This window comes from Umezakia ovalisporum Ak1311 (assembly GCF_029891685.1).
Classification (GTDB): Bacteria; Cyanobacteriota; Cyanobacteriia; order Cyanobacteriales; family Nostocaceae; genus Umezakia; species Umezakia ovalisporum.
In genome coordinates, this window is sequence record NZ_JANQDJ010000042.1 from 24,097 (window position 1) to 45,967 (window position 21,871).

The following is a 21,871-nucleotide window of genomic DNA, read 5'->3' on the forward strand; positions in this document are numbered from 1 at the left end:
TTGAAATCTTTAACTTTTAATCCCCAATTTCCCACACATCAAGGCTACCCTAAAGTCATTGAGGTGCAAAATTTGGTATACGCATACAATAACCAGCAACCAGTATTACAGGAACTTTCTTTTACCTTAAATGCAGGCGATCGCGTAGCATTAATGGGTGCAACTGGTTCTGGTAAAAGCACCTTATTAGAAAACCTGATTGGCTTAAAACAACCTTGTTCCGGAAAAATCTTGATTAATGGTATCCCCATAGAGCCGAAAACCCTGCCTCAAGTGAGGCGTGACATCGGTTTTAGCTTTCAAGATGCCAATGACCAACTATTTATGCCCACCATCCTGGAAGATATTACCTTTGGACCTCGCAATTACGGTGTTCCCCCAGCCGTGGCCATTGATCGAGCCAGGCAGTTATTAACAGATTTCAGTCTAGAGGCCTACGCTCACCGTTCCGCTCATGAACTTTCTGGAGGACAAAGACGACTTGCTGCTCTAGCGGCGATTTTAGCCCTAGATCCAAAAATCCTGATTTTAGATGAACCAACTAACGGACTTGATCCCGCATGGCGAAGGCACTTAGCGCAAATATTATTAAAGCTGCCAGTGCAGGTCATGTTAATTGCCTCCCACGAATTGCATTGGTTGGGAAAAGTCACTCAAAGAGCTTTAGTTCTATCTGGTGGACGTATTCAAATAGACGGTGAGATTCAAACACTTTTACAAGACGGAGATAGTTTAAACCAATTAGGTTTACCACCAGGTTGGTAAACCTTTTATCCTCATACCTGGGATATTTTTATTTGTCAGTTACCAAAAACAGATAAACTGCCACGTTTTAAACTGGGAAATCACTCAATTATTAGCTAATATTATTGGGGTTTTCCCAGCAAGGAAAGGGTATTGTCTGTGTGGCGTAAGTTAATTGTATTTGCTCCTGTTAGTTTGAGTATTACTTTACTACTTAGCAGTTGTGAGGATAAAGTCACCCAATGTCAGCGGTTGATTCAGGTGGTGAATGCCGGTAACTCTTTGATTCATCAAAACAAAGGAAAGCAGGTTGTAACTAGCTTACAACTATCAAAGGATTTACAAGTGATCACGAAATCTTTACAAGAACTGAATTTATCAGACTCCAAACTCAAAGAATTTAAAAGCAATTTTGCGAAGATATTCCAGAATCTTAGTCAAGCGATCGCTACAGCGTCTCAAGCACTTGGTAAAGCTAAAAATGCCGAAGCATCACCCACAGGTAGGGAAAAACTACAAAAGGCAAGAACAGAAATTGATACATCTCTAACAGCAGCTGAAACTGCCGGTCAAAAATCCGATGCGTTAGTAGAAGACTTGAATAAATACTGTGGTCAATCTCAATAAATATTTATCTATTGCCCTTTGCTATGTCGTCAAATTCTCATAGTCTAATATTGTCCTCCTTCTGAGGTAGAGGCTACCCGAACACCAGTCTTACGAGTGAGCAACTATGAAAAAAGAACTGATAGCCACACTTATACAAATCTTACGCTTTAATATGCCTTGGATGACTTGGAATTTATTTCTGGCTTTTATACCTTTAGCTTTGAGCGTTTGGTTATTTCGCATTAAACGCGGTCGTTCTTGGGTTTGGTGGCTAGGATTTCTAATTTTCTTTGCCTTCTTACCAAATGCGCCTTATCTATTAACTGATATAATTCACTTTATAGAAGATATCCGTCGGATTCAATCTGTATGGATGATTACCTTAGTTCTAATTCCTATTTATATCATAGTGATTTTGGCTGGTTTTGAAGCTTATGTAATTTCCTTAATCAATTTAGGTTACTATTTACACCTCATAGGTAAAAGCCAGTGGACTTTTGCTGTTGAACTAATTACTCATGCACTTTGTTCAGTAGGTATTTATTGGGGCAGGTTTTTACGTTTCAATAGTTGGGATTTCGTCACTAAACCTGATGCTTTACTAACGAAAGGTATCGAGGATTTACTTGGTAGACAGCCTTTAATAATTATTGCTCTCACCTTTGTAATCCTGCTGACTTTGTACTGGATTATGAAACGAGCGTCTTTAGGTTTTGTTATGCAGCCACAAAATAGAATAAGTATTCGGACACAACGAGTTAATAGTGATATCTCTTAATTTTTGAGCTTCATACTCTACTCTCGGTCAATTTTAAAAATTTTTATAGTGTTGAAATAAGTATCTCCAATCTCACTCCCAAACTCTATGAAGGGCAGGGGGATATTTATGATATCCTTGTAATTAAAAACTATTTATCTATAAAAATATGAAAAACATGTATTTATCTATCTAAAGAATGGTGTATATAGCAAATATTTTCTTGTCAAAAGCAAGATGAAATTTCATCAAATACGGTGTGAAATAAAATTAGTTGTTTAGTTTTTATTCATAGGAGTTGAATAATATGACAATATTATCCCATGATCAACTCAAAATTTTACTTGATAATTCCCAAAGCCCTTGTATTTCTTTGTATATACCTATGCAAAAAGCAGGGCCAGAAATTCGCCAAAACCCAATTCGTTTTAAGAATTTAATCCGTGAAGCTGAACAACGTTTGGACGCCATGGGGATGCGTCATACCGAGGCGGTTGAATTTCTCAAACCAGCTAAGGAACTGGATACAACTGATTTCTGGGAAAATCAAAACAAAGGATTAGCAATTTTTATTTCTCCCCAGATGTTTCGCTATTACCGGCTACCAATGGAGTTTCAAGAATTGGTATTTGTGAGCAACAGGTTTCATGTCAAGCCATTACTACATTTGATTAATAGTGACGGCAAATTTTATCTTCTAGCTCTGAGTCAAAAGGATATCAGGTTTTTTCAGGGAACGGGGTATAGCCTGGATGAGGTGGAAGTAGAAAATATGCCCCGGAGTATGAATGAAGCCTTAATGGAAGATGATATTCAAAAAGGCGTACAACACCGTATTGGTACATCTAGAGGGGGAACAGCTAATCCGTTTCAACAACCAGGGGATTTTCATGGTCAGGGAAGTCCCGACCGAGATAAACGTCAAGAAGATATTCTACAATTTTGTCATGCTGTGGATAAGGCAGTACACGAGAAAATCCGGGGTGACAATACACCCCTACTGTTAGCAGGGGTTGAGTACTTATTCCCGATTTATCAAGAAGCAAATACTTATCCTTACTTGGTGGAACAAGGTATTACTGGTAACACCGCAGTTATGAAGCCGGAAGAGTTGCATCAACTGGCTTGGCCAATAGTGGAACCTTTATTTCATCAAAATCAGCAGTCAGCAATTAAGCTTTATGAGCAACTAGCAGGTACTGGTACAACTTCTAGTGATGTTAAAGAAATTGTCTCAGCGACCTATTGCCAAAGGGTTGATTCTATGTTTGTGCCAATGGATAGGCAAATTTGGGGCAAATTTAACCCAGATACCATGACTGTAGATTTACATTCAGAACCAGAGCCAAATGATGAAGATATGTTAGATTTGGCTGCCATTCAAACATTGATCAATGGTGGTAAAGTATACACAGTTCACTCGGAACAAATGCCCAATGGCGCACCATTAGCAGCTATTTTCCGGTATTGATATTTTTAGTGGTGTTGTATAAGTTGAAGCTAAATATATACAACACCCACCCTGAATAATGTTGACGTTTAGCAATTTCTACGAGGCGCTACTACCACGCCGATTTGGTTTCTTGCTGCGGCTAAAATTAGGCGTTGTTCAGCACGGGCCATCGCTCTGTATGTCCTTTCCACTGCTTCTGGTTCCACGGAAATAGAAGTAATACCCCATTCCACCAATTGATCAATCATTTCTGGGAAAATAGCTGGTGCTTCACCGCAAATAGAACAAGGAATCCCCGCAGATTGTGCCATCTCAATTAATTGCGCGATAGCTCGCAGCACCGCCGGATGACGTTCATTTAAAACTTTGGTCATTTGTCCTTGCTCCCGATCTACACCCAGCAACAATTGGGTCAGGTCATTAGTACCAATGGAAATCCCCGCTACACCCGCTTTGACATATTCTGGCAGTAAAAACAGTACACTAGGCACTTCTGCCATGATCCACAATTGAAATTGTGGTACTTGAGTTAAACCAGCTTGCTCGACTTTATCCCGACAAAAAGAAAACTCTGCCACACTCCGCACAAAGGGCAATAATAAATTAATATTGCTGTACCCAGCTTGCTGCACAGCTGCTAAAACCCTCAGTTCCAACTCAAATACAGCAGGATTGCACACATAACCGAATGTACCGCGTAAATGCAACCCTTCTCCAACAATCCCCTGGGGGAAATGTTGGACAGATGATGGTAACTCATGCGATCGCCAATCCAAGGAACGATAAAATACTGGACGCGGCGCAAAAGCACGCGCAAACTGAATAATATGGTCTGACCATTTTTCTAATAATTCTTTTTGCCGACCACCAACTAGCCAACTATAGGGATGTTGCCCTTCTAAGATATTCAATAACATTAATTCTGAGCGTAACAATCCCACTCCGTCCACAGGTAAACTTTGCACTTTTTTTAGTAATTTCGGCTGACTCAAGTTGACAAGCAACTGGGTAGAAATCACGGGTAACTGAGAATGGGGAAATCCAGGATGGCTTTGCTGTGGGGAAGTTAATTCTAATCTTTCTTGTTCTGCTGTTTTTTCTTTCCTCATGCGATAAATTTCTCCCCTATTGCCATCTACCAACAAGCCTTCTCCGTTTTGAATCACCGATGTAGCATCTGTTGCACTAACAACGGCTGGAATTCCCAATTCTCTGGCTAGAATTGCACCATGACTTGTTAATCCTCCCTGGACTGTGATAATCCCAGCTACATCTTGTAGTAAAGGTAACCAATCAGGTGTAATTTTTTGTGCTACTAATATTACTCCTTTATGTACTTGCTCTGGTTTTTGGTGTGCATCGGTAATTACAGTGGCTTTTGCCGTCACACTTCCCCCTGATGCGCCTATGCCTTTAATCAGTGCTGAACTGCCGTAATTAGGCTGTAAATTGGCAACTGGAGATTGAGAATAACTAACTTGAGTTAAGTAAAGATGATGATGTGATTTTTGCTCAGAAATAGTCCATTTAATCGTCAAATCATTACCGATTTCGGTGACAAGTCGCTGTCCCAACAAGATCACTTGTTGCAGATCTTCTTCTGATAAAGCGTATTGGTTTTGTTCGCTTGCTTCAAGTACATAAGTGACGATGTGACTGTCATCTGCGGTAACAAATAAAGTACGTGAATTTACGCTTGGCCCATGAGCCAAATTATAAGCCAGCATTTTATTACCAAGATGTCGTTCCAGCACTTTCCCGGTTTCGGGTTGGATGTAATAAACATCGGGTAAAACATCGCCTTGAGAAATGGCTATTCCTAATCCTTTTGTTGCTTCTATTGTCCAACTTGATAACTGGTATGGACTAACAAGAGTTTGGGTAGAAAAAACACCACTGGCAATGGCATTTTCCATTGGTTGCACCAAAACGGCTAAATTAATTTGTTGCAGGTTGATTCCCGCCCGCCGCCAATACAGTAAACTCTTGGCGCGAAACAATTGACTCCAAGCGCGTTTTAAAGCGACTGCAATGGCTTCTTCATCCCAGGGACAAAAAATCGCCTCCAATAATCCAGATGTATTGCCCACCCCCGGTGTCACTGCTGATAATGCCAAGCTGGGACGTAAAATTAAATCACGGGTTTGCCATTGTCTTGCGGCGGCGAAAATTTTCTGTACCCATTCAGATGGTACTTTTCCTGTCATAATTTCCTGACGTAAGCGATTAGCTACCTGCTGAAGTTGTTGCCAATTACCTACATCTAAATGTAAGGAAGAATAAGGTAAATCTGCTACTAAAGCAGATGTACTATTGAGAGTAGCCACAAATTCTCGCAATACTTGGGCTGACACTACAAAACCAGACACCACTGGATAGCCACGCTGCATAATTTTGCTCAAGTAAAATGCTTTGTCACCTACTTGAGCGCGGTCTTGCAGTTGAATTTGGTCAAGCCAGTAGAGTTTATCCACTCAATTTCTTAGTTATCAGTTATCTATTTATAGCTACCAGTCTTTTTTCTCGGGACATTCTCAGATATTTTTCTCCCAAAACCCAGAATAGCTTGGGGGGATTAAAGTAATTGCTCAGAGGCTATGCCTTTAATTATTGAGTTTATAGTGAAATCTAGCAATGTAAATGAGAAGGTGATCAGCTAAATATTATCGAGCAATGCCAAACAGACTTCATCAGTGTAATGTCGGTGATGGTATTTTTGCCCAGACTCCCTAATTACAAATCTTTGTTGACAGTGGGGGTGATTTGACCAGACTTGACATAAAGAATTTGTGAAGAATTCAACCACTGAGCATCAAAAGAACTGAGGTGAGTGGTAGTGATTAAAGTTTGAAAACGGTCTTGAATGGCATCCAACAATTGATTTTGGCGAAACGGGTCTAATTCAGCGAGAACATCATCTAGTAACAGCAATGGTGGTTCTTGGACGACTTGTTCAATTAGTTGTAGTTCGGCTAATTTTAATGCCAAAACTAAAGTTCGTTGTTGCCCTTGAGAACCGTATTGACGGACAGGAGTTTGATTAATCATCAACTCTATTTCATCCCGATGGGGTCCGACAAGGGTAGTACCTCGGTACAGCTCGGCTGCGGCTCGTTGGTGAATTTGAGTGAAAAAAGCTGCATGAATTTGCTCTGGATCATTATCTGCCCAGGAGACATTGGGTAAATAATTGATTTGCAGAATTTCTTTGCTACCACTAATACTACTGTGCCAAGCTGTTGCCAAAGGTGCTAGTCTTTGCAAAGCGCGAGCGCGTCTTCTCATCACTTTGGTACCAGTGGTGACTAACTGAGCATCCCATATGGCTAGGGTGGAATTTGGACGGAGACGATTTTTTGCTTGTACAGTAGAAACTGCTGAATTGGCAGTTTTTTTGAAATCAGCATTGCGTTGGCGTAAGACCTGGTTGTATTGCTGCAAAATGTGAGCATAAATCGGTTCGAGTTGAATTAACAAAGTATCGAGCCAATGACGACGATGTTCTGGGCTACCGCGCACCAAGTCTAAATCCAAGCTGGAAAATTGCACAGCATTGAGTAGCCCTAAAAAATCCATTTGTCGGCGTACAGATGCCCCGTTAATTGCTACACTGCGGCGATGATTACGGCGCAAAGTTAAGGCTGCTTCACTAATGCCATTTTGTCCCTCAAGCAAGGCATGAATTTGGGCCACATCCTTACCTGATTGAATAAAATCGCGATCGCGTCCCAACCGATGCGATCGCAATGTCGCCAGCAACTCCACCGCTTCTAACAAATTCGATTTTCCTTGAGCATTATTACCTAATAAAATAGTTTTAGCGGCAGTAAACTCAACTTTTTGATCTTGGTAATTACGAAATTGTTTCAGGTGGATATTCTTCAGGTACATAGAAATTATTAATTGCTTATTGGCGAAAAGATGATATTTCTTTGACTTTTGACCATGACCTTTTGCTTTTTTTACACAGTGGTTCTACCCGTGATGCGAAAGAATAATTTTTCTAATTCAATCCAGACGAACATCAAAGCGCTGAAACCAATACAAATACCCAATTCCGCTGGAGGTAACCAATGTGTGCCAAAAAAGGCACGTAGAGGAGGAACATAAACAAGCATCAATTGTAAAATTGTCGTCACCACCACAGCCAGCAAGACAAAGATGTTTGAGAAGGGATTCATCTCCACAGTCAGTTTGTTGTTGGAACGAATGGCGATGGCATGACCCATTTGAGCTATGCATAAACATGTGAACACCATTGTCTTCCAGCGTTGCGGGTCGAGGTTTTCTCCCACTACTAATTGCACATGATTGTGTGCCCAGAGCATAAACATTATGGTAATTATGGCGAAAACGATGCCGATGCGAATCATGTAAGCACCTAAACCCCTAGCAAAAATACTTTCCCTGGGACTAAAAGGCGGTCGTTTCATCACATCTGGCTCCGGGGGTTCTACAGCTAATGCCAAAGCTGGTAAACCGTCGGTCACTAAGTTCATCCAAAGAATTTGTAGGGGTGTAAGAGGAACACCTCCGAGTCCGAGCAGTGGTGCTGAGGCAATGGTGAGCACTTCCCCAATGTTACTGCCGAGAATGTATTTAATAAAGCGGCGAATATTGGTATAAACTACCCTACCTTCCTTGGTGGCAGCGACAATGGTAGCAAAGTTGTCATCGAGTAGCACCATATCACTGGCTTCTTTACTGACATCTGTGCCAGTTATGCCCATTGCTATGCCAATATCAGCTTGTTTCAAGGCTGGAGCATCGTTGACACCATCCCCGGTCATCGCGACAAATCTGCCCCGCCGTTGTAGGGCTTGGACAATTCGCAGTTTATGTTCTGGGGCAACTCTGGCGTAAATACTTACGAGGTCAACTTGTTGCTCTAAATCTTGGTCACTCATGTGCTGCAATTCTTGACCTGTGAGCACTCGATCTCCCTCACCTGCAATGCCTAAATCTGCGGCGATAGCCCGTGCAGTGAGTTGGTGGTCACCTGTAATCATAATAGGCCGAATGCCTGCGTTACGGCATTCTTGCACAGCTGCTCTCACTTCTGGACGAGGAGCATCCAACATGCCGATTAACCCCAACCAAATTAAATTTTGCTCGGATGTTTCGGCTGTGTCGGAAGGCATTTCTGTAAGGGGTTTGTAAGCAAAACCAAGTACCCGCAATCCTTTATTGGCCATGCGGTCATTTTCTGCCAAAATTTTTTGCCGTTGTTCCTCGGTTAAAGCAGCAGCATGATTACCCGAATGTATCTGAGTACAACCTGCCAAAGTTAACTCAGGCGACCCCTTTGTGAACATTAAGTACTGTTGAGATTGGGTCATGTCAGCAATTAGAGGGTCTACATCGGTTAAAGATGCTTCACCTGTGGCTACTTGTTCTACTTGACAAATGACGCTCATGCGCTTACGTTCCGAGTCAAAGGGAAATTCATTGACCCGGGGTAATTTGCTGTTCCATTGGTCTTGTTCAATTCCGGCTTTAGCGGCTACAGTGACCAATGCTCCTTCGGTGGGGTCTCCTAAGATCCTCCATTCTCCTTTTTGTTGTTGCAGCACTGCATCATTACACACTGCGGCTGCGACTAGCAGGGCAGAAATTTGCGGATCATCTTCCACTGCGATGGTTTGATTGTTGAACTGAAAATCTCCTCTCGGTGCATAACCTTCTCCAGTGACGTGATATACATGGTTGTTGTTATAAATTGACTGCACGACCATTTTGTTTTGGGTCAACGTGCCTGTTTTATCAGAACATATAGTAGTTACAGAACCCAAGGTTTCTACTGCTGGTAATTTGCGAATCAAGGCTTGATGGCGTACCATGCGTTGAGTTCCCAGTGCTAATGTTACGGTGATGACAGCAGGTAAACCTTCTGGAACCACAGCCACTGCCATACTCAATGAAACTTCTAACAGTTCGCGAATGTTGCCGAACCCTCTGGCTTGAATGATGCCACCTACTACCACAAAAGCTACCAGCACCAAGGAACCGAAAACTAAGGTATTGCCGAGTTGTGTCATGCGCTGTTGCAAAGGTGTAGGTTCGTTTTCTACTGATTGCAACATGGTGGCAATTTTGCCCAGTTCTGTTTGCATTCCGGTGTTAGTGACCAATACCTTGGCTCGTCCTTGGACAACTTCAGTACCTTGAAAAACTAAATTCAGGCGATCGCCCAGGGCTGTTTCTGGGGGTAAGATTAGATTCGCTCGTTTACTGATAGCCTCGGCTTCACCTGTAAGGGCTGATTCCCGCACTTGTAAATTAGATTGTTCAATTAAGCGTCCATCGGCGGCTATTTGCATTCCTGTTTCTAGCAGGATCATATCTCCTGGAACTAACTCTTGGGCTGCTATTTCCATCAATTTGCCGTCGCGGAGGACTCGGACCAAGGGAGAGGAAAGTTTTTTCAATGCTGCTAAAGCTTTTTCGGCACGACTTTCTTGGACATAGCCGAGGATGCCATTGACAATGACGATTGCCAGAATTGCCACTGTATCTTTAAACGGCACTTCACCAGGTTTGAATTCTCCTGCTTGCCAAGCCATGAGGTCTAAGAAGCCAGAAATAAAAGCTACGGCAATCAGCATCAATAACATAATGTTTTTGAACTGATCTAGCAGGATTTCCCAAGGGTTGCGACCTTCATTTTCTTCCAGTTCGTTGGGACCGTATTTTTGCAGGCGCTGTTGCACGTCTTGAGAGGTTAAGCCTTTGTCTGCATCGGTTTTGAGCAGGTTTAAAGCTTGATCAATTTCCCAACTATGCCAAAGGGAGTTACTTTCAGGCTGAGAATTAGCAGACATTGTGTATGTCACTGAAATGGTTATAAAATTCGATCATAATTTAGGGATGACTGGAAACGCATCAGCTAAAGTTACATTAAGAATTTTCAGCAGCCTGGGTGACTTGAATGTAAATGTGATTCCGGAAATTTACTAGTTTTTCTTGCTGGCAATCTATGTATTTATACGATACAAACCATAACAATAGGGACATTGTGTTTAGTTACATTAGCTTGAAAAGACATAATTTTGGTCATCAAGGATATGCCAAAATTAATTCTGGGCGTGCTAAACCGTTAAATAAATATGCTTAATATGAGTTTTGCACTTCCTAGTTTGATTGCCAGCCAAATGTTTGGTCAAAGAACAATTCGACCGTTAACAGCAGCCTCTCTTTGTGGGATTGCTTTCATCAAAGATACACTGATCGCGATTGATAGTATTAAGGGACATTTACTGGAGATTGATCCCATTTCTGATAACAGCAAAATCAGAAATCCCCACCAAGTCAGGGAATTTCGGGATGTTACTGGTTTAGCAGTATGGTCAGATTCTCTGTGGATAACCCGTGAAAACAGTGTTTATCTGTCCAAAATCTCGTCCTTGGGTCTAGAACATTTCGTCACCTTGCCTTATGCTGCTGATGGCGTTGCTGTGTGGGAATCAACAGTTTATGTAAGTTGCCACAAGCTGGGATATATTCTCATTTTTGATCGCAATACCCGCAAAGAAATCACCAGGTTTTATGCGCCGGGGGTAGGCGTAGAAAATTTGGCAGTTAGCCATGATACTCTTTGGGTTTGCGATCGCACAGAACAAACAGTTTATGCTGTGGACAGAGCCACGGGAGAAATACAATTCAGCGTATTAACACCATTTGAATTTCCCACAGGTATTGCCATACATAGAAATGAACAAACAGGCAAAGAAACTCTTTTTGTCGCTTATGCCTCAGATGAGCCTTACATCCGGGATAACCCCAACGCCGACCCCAGTCATGAACTAACATACCGCGATCGCACTTTTATTCACCCTCTGCATTACTATCACGACCCAGATCAAAAATACGCCCTTTCCAATGGCTATCTCATCGAAATGTCCTACGCCGAGGAAATTTCCCCGTTAGAAGAGGTGTATTTGCCAGATGTAGAATGGCGTATTGCCCTCCCCTCAGAAACAGAACGCCAAAAGTTGAAACACGTTGAACCTATCGGTATGCCGTTTACAGAAGAATTGATCGATGGACAACGTGTGGCAGTATTTACATTTGATGCCCTCACTCCGGGCGAAAGGCACATATTTGGGTGGAAAGCACTATTAGAAGTTCGCGGAATTAAGTATCGCATCACTCCAAAAGATGTAGAAAATGTTCCGGAAGTGTTACCAGAGCTTCAAAGTCGCTACCTAGTAGATGACGATGATTTAGCAATGGATACTGCCATTGTTCGCCGTGCCGCCAGTGAAGCCATTGGTTCAGAAACAAATCTGCTCCGGAAAATGTACAACATCCGCAACTACGTATACGATGAATTATCCTATGGCATTAAACCCTACATTGACACCCCAGACTTGGTATTAGAACGAGGTGTTGGTTCCTGCGGCGAGTATGTAGGGGTTTTACTAGCTTTATGCCGTTTAAATGGCATTCCCTGCCGTACAGTGGGTAGATACAAATGTCCCCCCCATAGCGAACATCAAGGAGTTCCCTTACAACCAGACTTTAACCATGTTTGGTTAGAATTCTACATACCCGGTTTTGGTTGGTTGCCAATGGAATCTAATCCTGATGATTTGGGAAACAATGGCCCCTACCCCACACGCTTTTTTATGGGTTTATCCTGGTATCACATCGAAATTGGCAAAGGCATAACCTTTGAAAGCTTAAGCAGTCAGGGTGTAAGGCTGACAAAAGAAGACATTCCCATAGGGGACTTAGCAATTAATCACATTCGCTTTACAATTCTCAAGCAATTACCGCCCTTTGGTGATTAGTCATTAGTCATCTTGAACCAAGAACGTAGGGACAATTCATGAATTGTCTCTACCAGGGTGCTACAAGACACCACATGAGTTTTCAGTCCCTGTTCCCTGTCATATTTCAATCCTTCAAATATTTTTGTTCTCCCTCTTACTCCGTTGTCCTTCATGACTTATAAAACTGGGCAAGGTGGGAAAATAAGATGTCTTTTTAGAAAAATCACAAATGGAGTTGAACTGGCAAAAGCGGCAGTGATTACCTGGATTGGGAGGGAATATTTTACTGAAATTACTCGTTTTTTCGTGATATTTTTGTAAATCGTATTGATGCTTGTTAGCAATATTTGCTAAATCAAATTTTAAAGATTCTAATTCCCTATTATTAATGCTAATTAAATCTGATTCTTTACACATCTCCAAATTATAAAATGATGCTACTGCTTCTATTCCAGGGTAAAGATAACGGGCAGCTAGTAAATAAACTAATGCCTGTCGTCGGTCAAAGCTAGATTTACCAGTTTTAAAATCTAAAATATGCAAAGTGCGGTCAGATTCCCAAAAAATACAGTCCATGGCTGCATATAAGCGGAAATGACAATCTTTCTGTTCCACAAAAATTGGCTTGGGAAATCCTTCATCACCTCTTGTTAATTGGATGATGTGTTTATTTAAGAGTAACGGGGCATTATGATATTTCTGCAAAATCCGCAGCACGCGCTGTTGCACTTGCTCAGTTGAGGTGCTTAATTTTAGTAGCTGGGCAACTCGATCTACACCGTCTGATTGGTTTAAGAGATGTCTATTATGATGGAATTCATAAACGCCTTTTTGGGCAAGGATACCAATTAGCTGGGGTGCGGTAGCTCTACCCAACAGCGCTTTAACTTGTGGTTCATGTTGACGCGCTTTAATAAACCCCCTCCTCATCTGACAATGCCAACGTTCTTGTCCGGTTGCTGGGGCAACTAAAGACCAAAGGTGATAACTAGCAAAGGGTCGATTAGGAAATGACATTGCTCAATATCAGTGAGAAAAAATACGTTGGAGGATACTTGCGGCTACGCACGCTTTGCGAGAAGCTTCCTATAGTATTAAATTTGTCCGGGAGAAAGTGATACAAATGAGCGTTAGTAGCAATTCCAGCAAGATAAAATTTGGTACCGACGGTTGGAGAGGAATTATCGCCGATGATTTTACTTTTCCCAATGTGCGGAAAGTAACAAGGGCCATCGCAAGTTATCTCGAAACAGCCTATTCAAAAGATAGACCAGTTCTTATTGCCTACGATACTAGGTTTTTAGCTGACCAGTTCGCCCAAACAGCAGCTGAAGTTTTGGCAGACTTAGGTTGGACTGTAAAAATTACTGATCGGGATTGCCCTACACCAGTAATCGCATACAACGCCCGGCTTTTAAATTCTGCTGGGGCTTTGATGTTTACCGCTAGCCATAACCCAGCACCTTACTGTGGAATTAAATATATTCCTGATTATGCTGGGCCTGCCACTCCAGAGATTACTGATACTATTGTGGCAAACATTGAAAGTGCATCCAATGCCCTGGCAAGCAGTAGTTCTGTTGGTAAAATTTCGATGTTTGATCCCAAACCAGAGTATCTAAAATTCATCTACACTTTGTTAGATTTAGAACGGATCAAAAGCGCGAATTTAAAGGTTAAGTACGATGCCCTTTATTCTACCTCTCGCGGCTATTTGGATGAAGTTTTGCAACACTGCGGCTGTCAGTTAGAAAGCTTCAACACTAGACGTGATGTGCTATTTGGCGGCGGAATGCCCGAACCCAAAGGTGAACAACTTGTTGGCCTGGTGGAAGCAGTACAAGCTGACAAAGCTGACTTGGGCTTGGCTACAGATGGCGATAGCGATCGCTTTGGTGTCGTTGATGAATTAGGAAATGTCCTCACCCCTAACACTGTGCTGCTATTACTAGCACGTCATTTAATCAAAAACAAAGGTAAAAGCGGCGCAATAGTCCGCACTGTAGCCACAACTCATCTCCTAGATAATTTCGCAGCTAAACACGGCTTGCCCATTTATGAAACAGCCGTAGGCTTTAAATACATTGGTGAAAAAATGAGGGAAACTACCGTGCTGATTGGAGGTGAAGAATCAGGCGGCTTAAGTGTAATTGGCCATATTCCCGAAAAAGATGGTATTTTAGCCGATATGCTCGTGGCAGAAGCCATCGCCTATGAAGGTAAACCCCTCAGTCAATTGGTGAAAGAAGCCATCGCCGAAGCTGATGGTCCACTTTACAATGAGCGTCTCGACCTACACCTGACAGAAGCACACAAAAACACCGTTATTGACTTCTTTACTAAGAATCCTCCCTCAGAGGTGGCCGGAATTAAGGTCAAAGAAGTTGGACGCAAAGACGGAATTAAACTGTACTTAGAAGAAGGTAGCTGGATATTGCTACGCCCTTCAGGTACAGAACCTCTAGTACGCGTTTACATGGAAACCAACTCTTCAGAGAAACTAGCCACAGTTGCTCAAGAAATGGAAAGTGCCATCGCTAAACTAGAAGCAGTAGCAATTTAACAGAACTTCATCCCTAACCCCTCTTCGTCAACGGAGAGGGGAGTTTAAATTATGAAAACTTTGATTCCTATTTTGATATCTTTAATTGTGGCTATTTGGCTAGCAGCGATCGCCATTATCTCAGTCCAAAATGCCACCCCTGTATCTTTAAAATTCTTAACATTTCAATCAATTCAAATCCCAGTAGGTTTAGTACTGGCTTTCAGTGTCGGTGTGGGTTTAATTGGCATGGCAATACTGCAACCCCTCTGGGATATTGCCGGATCTTGGCAGGGTAGATCTTCATTAGATGAAGATGCTGAGTTTTTTGTAGATGACGAAGACTTCTAAGCAAATTCAGGCATAAATTAATCAGGTGCATTCAAACACAAAGCTTAGACTTGCAGATTGTTATTCAACATTTCTACACATTGTGATTCAGGTGTGGAGAATAAGGTGGTAGGTACAGCACTTCACACCCTGGGTACTGAATCAGTTGTTCAATGCGCCCACCTTTATGAAATGTGGCATTATCCATCACCACAACCTGTCCCGGTTTGAGTGTTGGAAGCAAACAAGCTTTAACTCATATCTTGCACCAACCGTATTAACCAGTAAAAATTAAATAAACCAGTATAAAACTATAACAACAGATGAACAGAACCAATTAAATAGCTTGTGTTTTAAATAAGACTGGAATGCAGCGATTAATACAGAGGTAAGAGATTATGGGATGTAAGGACTTTTTGACATCTGGCACGGATATGATTGTATCCTTGTCTCAAAAAATGAGAAAAAAGGCGTGAAATGTATGTCGATAAAAAGCACTCGTCAATGCTTGCCCACGCCCAAAACTTAGTTTACACCCTTAAAGAATTGATGCCGACGCAGTACCAGAAAGATAACTTGGAAGCGATGTTGACATTATTCTTACAGGCACAAGGACACCCATTACCTGAACACAGTCAGATAAAATCCCCTAGTGCAATCAGCAGATTCTTAAACATAAACCCTTGGTCAACAAGGAAGATGATTAAGGTAGTTTGTTGCCACGCATTAGAAGCAGTTTTAAAGATATTGTCGTCATCAACACCAGGGCGAAAACCCTTTTTACAAGTCATTATTGACTTAACAACTCTAGAAAAGCGTGGTAAATTCTCAACATTTGGTGACTTAATTAACCTGAGTTCGGGTTAAAGGTAAGAAGGTAAAAGCCAGTCTAGTTGAAGACTAGGTTTCTTGGGTTGATGACAATAAGCGATTAATCCGCAAAGAACGTTAACGCAAAAATTAACTGGGCTTCGGTGTGTAGAATGCTCAGTCTGAGAAATGTTTTTGAGTTGGTCGTTAATAGTCTCGATAATGGAGCGTTTACGAAACAAAAGCTTGTGGTGAAGACCCATAAGCTTGTTCTTCATGTTGCGGCGAGGTTTGGCAAAAAAATTCAATTCCGAAGTCTTGTAAAAGTTGAGAAGCGAGTTTTTGGGAGACATAACCGCGATGGCCAAAAATTTTGCCAAACAGACCAGTCAGTAAATCATGTACAGGCTGACGGTCATCAACATTACCAGGAGTGATAGTTACATTTAACAGTTGACCAAACTCATTGACGACAAGATGCAACTTGAAACCAAAAAACCAATCCACACAAGTCTTGCCGCGCTCGGCTAAACCTTTAAACACCCTATAGCGTGAAATACGACGATTGTGGCAGACTTTCAAACTGGTTGAATCCATAAAACCCGTACCCGTACATTTGCCAAAACAATGCTTGAGATAGACCCACAGAGGGATCAAGGTACATGGTATCCATCCGATAAATCTTTGATAGCTGGGTAGACCTGGAAACGCATCACTCCAATATTTTTTCACTTGATTCAAATAAAAATACTTAAAATTGCGGTAGTGATTCTGATGAAATGCAATCAGTATTGTCATGATTTCACTTAAGCATAGGCTTTTTCCTCGATTCCCCTTTCTTTCCTCATGAATTAACAGCTTTTTGTGCCATTGGGCTTCAAATGCTTTACAGAAATCATCTACATGACAAAACAAAGCATCTAAACTAAACATAGGACAGGTTGCTGGATTTAACCCTATTTTCAGCTTACTACCTGTCCCTTTCCTTATCCCGAACTCAGGTTAAGCTATTAATTTCCATTTTCAATTAACTCTTGTTTGTAATTTTTCTTGTAAGTGGTTATGAATCACATCTAATCACACAGGGATTACGGGTTTACCTTCATCAAGAGATGCATAGACGCGAAGCAGCTTGTCCTCAGACATCGATAATTTGGTAACTTACTTTACCTTTTATAATACAAAGCGACTACCATTTTCAGCTAACCACTGCTTCCTGAATCCAAAATCCGGCAAAACACGCTCTATATACTTCCAGAACTGTTCATTGTGGTGCGACTCGTGCAGATGCACTAATTCATGAACGATTATATATTCTATAATTCGGGGTGGTAGGAGGACTGTTAACCAATGGAAATAAAGATTTCCCCTACTACCACATGACCCCCAACGAAAACCCAAGTCTCTGATTTTGATCAGGCCAGGAGCTACACCTAGCCTGGGTGAAAATAAATTTACCCAACGTTGTAACCAAAGTTCAGCGTGTTGTGTATACCAATGAATGAAATGCTCTCTAGCATGGTTCTGTTCATTAGACCTGAGCATAAATCTACCTTGGTAAAGGCGTAGAGCCATGGGAGATTTTCGTGCTACTAACAACAGTCGATAGCTACGACCTAGATAATAAAATCCTTCACCGTTGATAAACTCTTTATCTGAGCAATTTTGGGAAAGTAATTCTTTTTCTGCTAATTTCGTGTAAATCCAAAAACGTTTCTCTTGGGCAATTTGCTCAATTATTGCCAAAGGACAGTCATAGGGAGCATTGACGATTAATTCTCCACCTCGGTCAATGGTAATACCTACTGTTTTTCGTTTGTTACTTCGATTTAATACAAAGTACAAATCATCAATTACCAGAGATTCACTCATGTGGTTAATCTCGCATGGAGGTGTTTGGCTAATTCTACGATGCGATCGCTCACTGCCTGTTGTCTAGAGAAGGATATCACATCGTGGTCATCTAAAAAACTCACAATCCAGCCTCGCAATACGTTCTGGGCGTGGGCATTTCGCCAGAAATCAACTATGCGAATTTCTTGACGGATGTGTTCTACCATTTCCACTGTAACGGCTACCAGTTTGTCTAGGGGCGTATTGCAATACGCCCCTACGTTGATTTCTTCGACTAGGATGCCTAAGAATGGCGCTTGAGTATTGGGATCAAGGCCAGTTTCATCTGCTGGACGACCTTGCCGTAAATCTTCAGTAAATTGGCGTAATGCTTCTACTAATTCTGCCCATTTATCCTGAAACTTTTCTAGAATCTCTTCTAGGCGTTCGCTTAATTTTTTGTAATAAGACGGGTCTTCCTGAAACTTTTTACTGATATGGTAACGAGCAGCGTGTTCCATCTCCGATGCTTTGGCACGATTTGAAGTACGAGAGTTAACAGCATTCTCAAAATCAGCATCCATAATCGAGATGGGCGGGACTTGAGGATCTATACCACTGGCTATGATGTATTCGTCTATCAGTTGCCGGACTTTATTTCCTGCGTCGTAGAGATTGAGTTGGAAATCACGGTAGAGGTTAGCAGCAGCTTTATTGATGTAACCGAGAATTTTGGCATCTTTTATGTAAGGTAATGCTTCTGGTCGGGGCATGACAATATCTAGGCTTTCTAGAAATTGCTTCAACTTGACTACAAATTCAGCCCGGATTTTTATATCTCGTAGTAATTCAATGCAACTATTAACATCGGTAATGTCTGGAATACCCCGTCCTTGGAAAACAGCAAGTACACGTTGATAGCGATGGCTCAATTTGGGTAACTCATCCTTTAAGCTAATTAAAGCCCCTTGGATATCTTCAGCACTATAAACTGCCAAGGCTTGTTTCAGATGTCGGGCTACACCGTAGTAGTCTACAACAAAGCCGCAGGATTTACGGGTATAGGTGCGGTTTACACGAGCGATGGCTTGCAGTAGTTCATGTCCTTGCATTGAGCGATCTAGATACAATACTTGCTCAATTGGGGCATCAAAACCAGTCAGCAACATACTCTTGACGATGATGAAAGCCAAACTATCTTGTTTGTTGAGGTCAGGATGCACCAGTGGTTTTTTAAATCGGTTGATGTAGTCTTCTACTTTGGATTCATCACTCCACTGCTTCCAAGCTGGATCGTCATTGTTTCCACTGGAAATTATACTTGCAAACTCTAAACCTTTGATTTGCTCTAATTGCGGATAAATCCGGTTTAAAAAGTCAGTTTCGGGATTTGAAGATGGTTGAGAAGGGTCAAAACTTTCCAACTGGGTTACTAATTTTTCATGAGCAGCAACAAAAGCCTGTTGATAGCGGACTGCTGCGAGGCGACTACTAGCCACAACTTGGGCTTTAAAGCCATTGGGTAGCACTGTTTCTACATAATGGCGCAGCATATCCTCTGCCTTGGCTGCTATGAGTTTTGGAGCTTCCAAGACATTGCCTTCTGTGGCGTATTTAGCACGAATTGCGGCTAATTCTTCAGGAGTGCGATGGCGAAACATATCCTCGAAAAGTTGATCTAGCGATCGCCCATCTGCTACCTCAGCCTCAGCAGTACGTCCTTCATAGAGAATTGGTACAGTTGCCCCATCTGCTTCTGATTGTTGAATGGTGTAGCGATCAATAAACTCCCCAAAAATTTCGTAGGTGCGCTTGCGTTTTCCTGCCACAATTGGAGTCCCTGTAAAACCAATCCTGGCACAATTGCGTAACGCTGCCATTAAGTTAGCGTGTAGTTGACTAGCTTGGGTGCGGTGGGCTTCATCTACTAAAACTAGGATATCTTCAGAATCGTTCAAAATAGGAAACTGCTCGGTTTCCGTCACCAGACGCAGCACTTTTGGATTGAGGTTATAGCTAGAGGATTTTTCTGCTGCTTTGCGAACAGTAGTATTTCCTGTAGGGGCGTATTGCAATACGCCCCTACCATCGGAGATATCCTCATCTCGCTGTTGATATTTCTGAATTGTGGCAAAGATTAAATCTGGACTAGATTGACGCAACAGTGTTTTGAGTTCTTCGGTATTTGTTGCTTTCAGGACTGTTTCATTAGTGAGACTGGCAGTGTTACTAAGTTGTTTTTGTAAATCTACTCTATCTGTCACCACAACAACTTTAAAGCGCCGTAATTTTGGTAAAGTTCTCAGCTTTCGCACCAAGAAAACCATTGTTAAACTTTTACCAGATCCTTGAGTATGCCAAATAATACCCCCGCGTTGGTCACTTTCACCATGTTGGCAACGAGTTTGACCATTTTGCAAGCGGCGAATTGACTCCTGTACGGCTCTAAACTGCTGATAACGAGCCACTATTTTGAGATTCTTGCCACCTGATTGCTGAAATAGGGTGAAATTGCGAACTATGTCCAGTAAGAGGGCTGGACGCAGCATTCCCGCTACTAAAATTTGCTGACTACTTAGGGGCGTATGGCCATACGCCCTTACACCTAATTCTGCTGCTACTTCAGCCATTGAGACGGGACTAGTATCTTTCCATTCTAGATAATGTTGATATGATGCGCCAATTGTGCCTACTCTGGCTACATGGAAAAAGGTAGAAATCAAAAATTGATTGTAATGAAATAGTTTTTCTACACCTTCATCATCTGCGATTTCTTCTCGTTGATTTGAATAACGCCGTAACTGGTTAATTCCTTCTGCCATTGGTTCGGTGCTAGAAGGACTTTTGCATTCTATTACTACTAGGGGAATGCCATTGACAAATAAAACAATATCAGGAATTATATAATTTTTACCGCCAGGAATATCAACGCGGAATTGATTAATAATTAGAAAATCATTGCGTTCAGGATGGTCAAAATCAATGAAGCGAACAGTCTGATCTCTGCCTCCATCCCATTGTGGATCACCTTCTATTACAGTTCCTTGAAGTAGCAAATCAGTGGCTATTTGATTCGCTTCCATGAGTTTGGCAGTTCCCAACCTTTCTAAAACACCAATGGCGGTATTGATGCGACTATCATCTAGCCAAGGTTGTCCGTTGTCATCAAGGTTAATTCTGCCGATGGCTTTGTGTAATCTTTCCATCAGCAGGACTTCCCGGAAGTTTTGTCTGTCAGTTAGGTAAGGAGCATCAATGTCACCCTCGATATGTTGCCAACCCATGAGTTGAAGTTGGTTAATTAGAGGGAGTTCAACCTGGCTATACTCGTTGAACATCAGAACAAGTACGGATTATATTTTACTCCATTATATTACAGTACAGTTCAGTTAGGCCTAAAACTCAATGTTTGGGTAGATTGGGTTGAGGAACGTTGTTTTGAACTCGTTTTAACCAAGCTAGGCGAGATGTTTCTTCTGGTTCTCGATGTTGGGAACAACGAAAATTAACACCTAACTGTGGTGTTTCATTTACAGAAGATATACCGAAAAAATTACAAACTTGCTTTTCTAGCTCATCAATTGAACTCGATTTAATATTTTTCCTGGTGTTGGTACTCTTGCAACAATCGAATCAATAAGCATTCTATTTTATTCTATACATTCAATTTCTATGTAGGGGCGTATTGCAATACGCCCCTACGGATTTATGATTGGTAGGATTTTCCTCATCTAAATCCCATTGAGCCGGATTATTGATAATGTATTCTCGAACCCGATTCAAATCATTTTCACTGCGAATAATAGATTCATAGTAATTACGCTGCCATATTGGTGTTCCTGGTAAATCGCGTATTTGGTTAATTTGTTTAGTTGCAACACCTTTAAAGCCTCGCACAATTGCACCTATTGTTTGAGAAGGCGATCGCAATAGGGAATTTGATATAGACATGGATTCTGTTGTAGGGGTGTATTGCAATACATTCCTACAGATAATAATTACTGCGTGTAAATGATTAG

15 protein-coding genes and 2 pseudogenes are annotated in these 21,871 nt (G+C 41.6%); 8 read left to right on the top strand and 9 right to left on the bottom strand.

What is annotated here, in order from left to right; genetic code table 11:
- The 4 genes from NWP25_RS07130 (at window position 1) to NWP25_RS07145 (ending at window position 3,581) form a co-directional block, all read left to right on the top strand.
- On the top strand, window positions 1-765 hold the full coding sequence (locus NWP25_RS07130) for an energy-coupling factor ABC transporter ATP-binding protein (protein ID WP_280699089.1): 765 nt from the start codon (window positions 1-3) through the stop codon (window positions 763-765).
- A 132-nt stretch (window positions 766-897) separates the two neighbouring features.
- On the top strand, window positions 898-1,371 hold the full coding sequence (locus NWP25_RS07135; RefSeq protein WP_280652237.1) for a hypothetical protein: 474 nt from the start codon (window positions 898-900) through the stop codon (window positions 1,369-1,371).
- A gap of 106 nt (window positions 1,372-1,477) precedes the next feature.
- A complete protein-coding gene (locus tag NWP25_RS07140) occupies window positions 1,478-2,131 on the top strand; it encodes a DUF1361 domain-containing protein (protein WP_280652238.1) in 654 nt (217 codons plus the stop codon).
- Window positions 2,132-2,417: 286 nt separating this feature from the next.
- Window positions 2,418-3,581 carry a baeRF3 domain-containing protein gene (locus NWP25_RS07145; protein ID WP_280652239.1) on the top strand — a complete coding sequence of 388 codons (1,164 nt, stop codon included), beginning with the start codon at window positions 2,418-2,420 and terminating at the stop codon, window positions 3,579-3,581.
- A gap of 68 nt (window positions 3,582-3,649) precedes the next feature.
- Here NWP25_RS07145 and NWP25_RS07150 read toward each other — a convergent pair whose 3' ends face one another.
- The 3 genes from NWP25_RS07150 to NWP25_RS07160 form a co-directional block, all read right to left on the bottom strand.
- On the bottom strand, window positions 3,650-6,037 hold the full coding sequence (locus tag NWP25_RS07150; RefSeq protein ID WP_280652240.1) for a putative PEP-binding protein: 2,388 nt from the start codon (window positions 6,035-6,037) through the stop codon (window positions 3,650-3,652).
- Window positions 6,038-6,296: 259 nt separating this feature from the next.
- Complete coding sequence (gene recF / locus NWP25_RS07155) at window positions 6,297-7,454, bottom strand: DNA replication/repair protein RecF (protein WP_280652241.1); 1,158 nt, start codon at window positions 7,452-7,454, stop codon at window positions 6,297-6,299.
- Window positions 7,455-7,525: 71 nt separating this feature from the next.
- Complete coding sequence (locus tag NWP25_RS07160) at window positions 7,526-10,384, bottom strand: cation-translocating P-type ATPase (RefSeq protein WP_280652252.1); 2,859 nt, start codon at window positions 10,382-10,384, stop codon at window positions 7,526-7,528.
- Between the two features lie 294 nt (window positions 10,385-10,678).
- On the opposite strand from NWP25_RS07160, the gene NWP25_RS07165 reads away from it, so the two are divergent.
- Window positions 10,679-12,355, top strand: a complete 1,677-nt coding sequence (locus NWP25_RS07165) for a transglutaminase domain-containing protein (RefSeq protein WP_280652253.1) — start codon at window positions 10,679-10,681, stop codon at window positions 12,353-12,355.
- Window positions 12,356-12,469: 114 nt separating this feature from the next.
- Here NWP25_RS07165 and NWP25_RS07170 read toward each other — a convergent pair whose 3' ends face one another.
- Window positions 12,470-13,354, bottom strand: a complete 885-nt coding sequence (locus NWP25_RS07170) for a PD-(D/E)XK nuclease family protein (RefSeq protein WP_280652242.1) — start codon at window positions 13,352-13,354, stop codon at window positions 12,470-12,472.
- Window positions 13,355-13,460: 106 nt separating this feature from the next.
- Here NWP25_RS07170 and NWP25_RS07175 point away from each other — a divergent pair, with 106 nt between their 5' ends.
- On the top strand, window positions 13,461-14,900 hold the full coding sequence (locus NWP25_RS07175) for a phosphoglucomutase/phosphomannomutase family protein (protein ID WP_280652243.1): 1,440 nt from the start codon (window positions 13,461-13,463) through the stop codon (window positions 14,898-14,900).
- 51 nt (window positions 14,901-14,951) lie between these two features.
- On the top strand, window positions 14,952-15,230 hold the full coding sequence (locus tag NWP25_RS07180; protein ID WP_280652244.1) for a LapA family protein: 279 nt from the start codon (window positions 14,952-14,954) through the stop codon (window positions 15,228-15,230).
- A gap of 85 nt (window positions 15,231-15,315) precedes the next feature.
- Here NWP25_RS07180 and NWP25_RS07185 read toward each other — a convergent pair.
- Window positions 15,316-15,453, bottom strand: a pseudogene (locus NWP25_RS07185) (transposase); the annotation flags it as partial.
- Between the two features lie 233 nt (window positions 15,454-15,686).
- Here NWP25_RS07185 and NWP25_RS07190 point away from each other — a divergent pair.
- A complete protein-coding gene (locus NWP25_RS07190) occupies window positions 15,687-16,076 on the top strand; it encodes a hypothetical protein (protein ID WP_374912755.1) in 390 nt (129 codons plus the stop codon).
- On the opposite strand, the pseudogene NWP25_RS07195 reads toward NWP25_RS07190, so the two are convergent.
- The 4 genes and pseudogenes from NWP25_RS07195 to NWP25_RS07210 form a co-directional block, all read right to left on the bottom strand.
- A pseudogene (locus NWP25_RS07195) lies at window positions 16,073-16,952 on the bottom strand (IS982 family transposase). The gene NWP25_RS07190 and the pseudogene NWP25_RS07195 sit on opposite strands and share 4 nt — an antisense overlap.
- Before the next feature lie 240 nt (window positions 16,953-17,192).
- Window positions 17,193-17,891 (bottom strand): M48 family metallopeptidase, encoded by a 699-nt coding sequence (locus NWP25_RS07200; protein WP_280652246.1) that lies wholly within the window; start codon window positions 17,889-17,891, stop codon window positions 17,193-17,195.
- Complete coding sequence (locus tag NWP25_RS07205) at window positions 17,888-21,190, bottom strand: type I restriction endonuclease subunit R (protein WP_280699091.1); 3,303 nt, start codon at window positions 21,188-21,190, stop codon at window positions 17,888-17,890. The genes NWP25_RS07200 and NWP25_RS07205 overlap by 4 nt, the downstream gene beginning before the upstream one ends.
- A gap of 325 nt (window positions 21,191-21,515) precedes the next feature.
- Window positions 21,516-21,871 (bottom strand): transposase (locus NWP25_RS07210; RefSeq protein ID WP_313959066.1); only part of this gene is annotated, 356 nt, incomplete at its 5' end.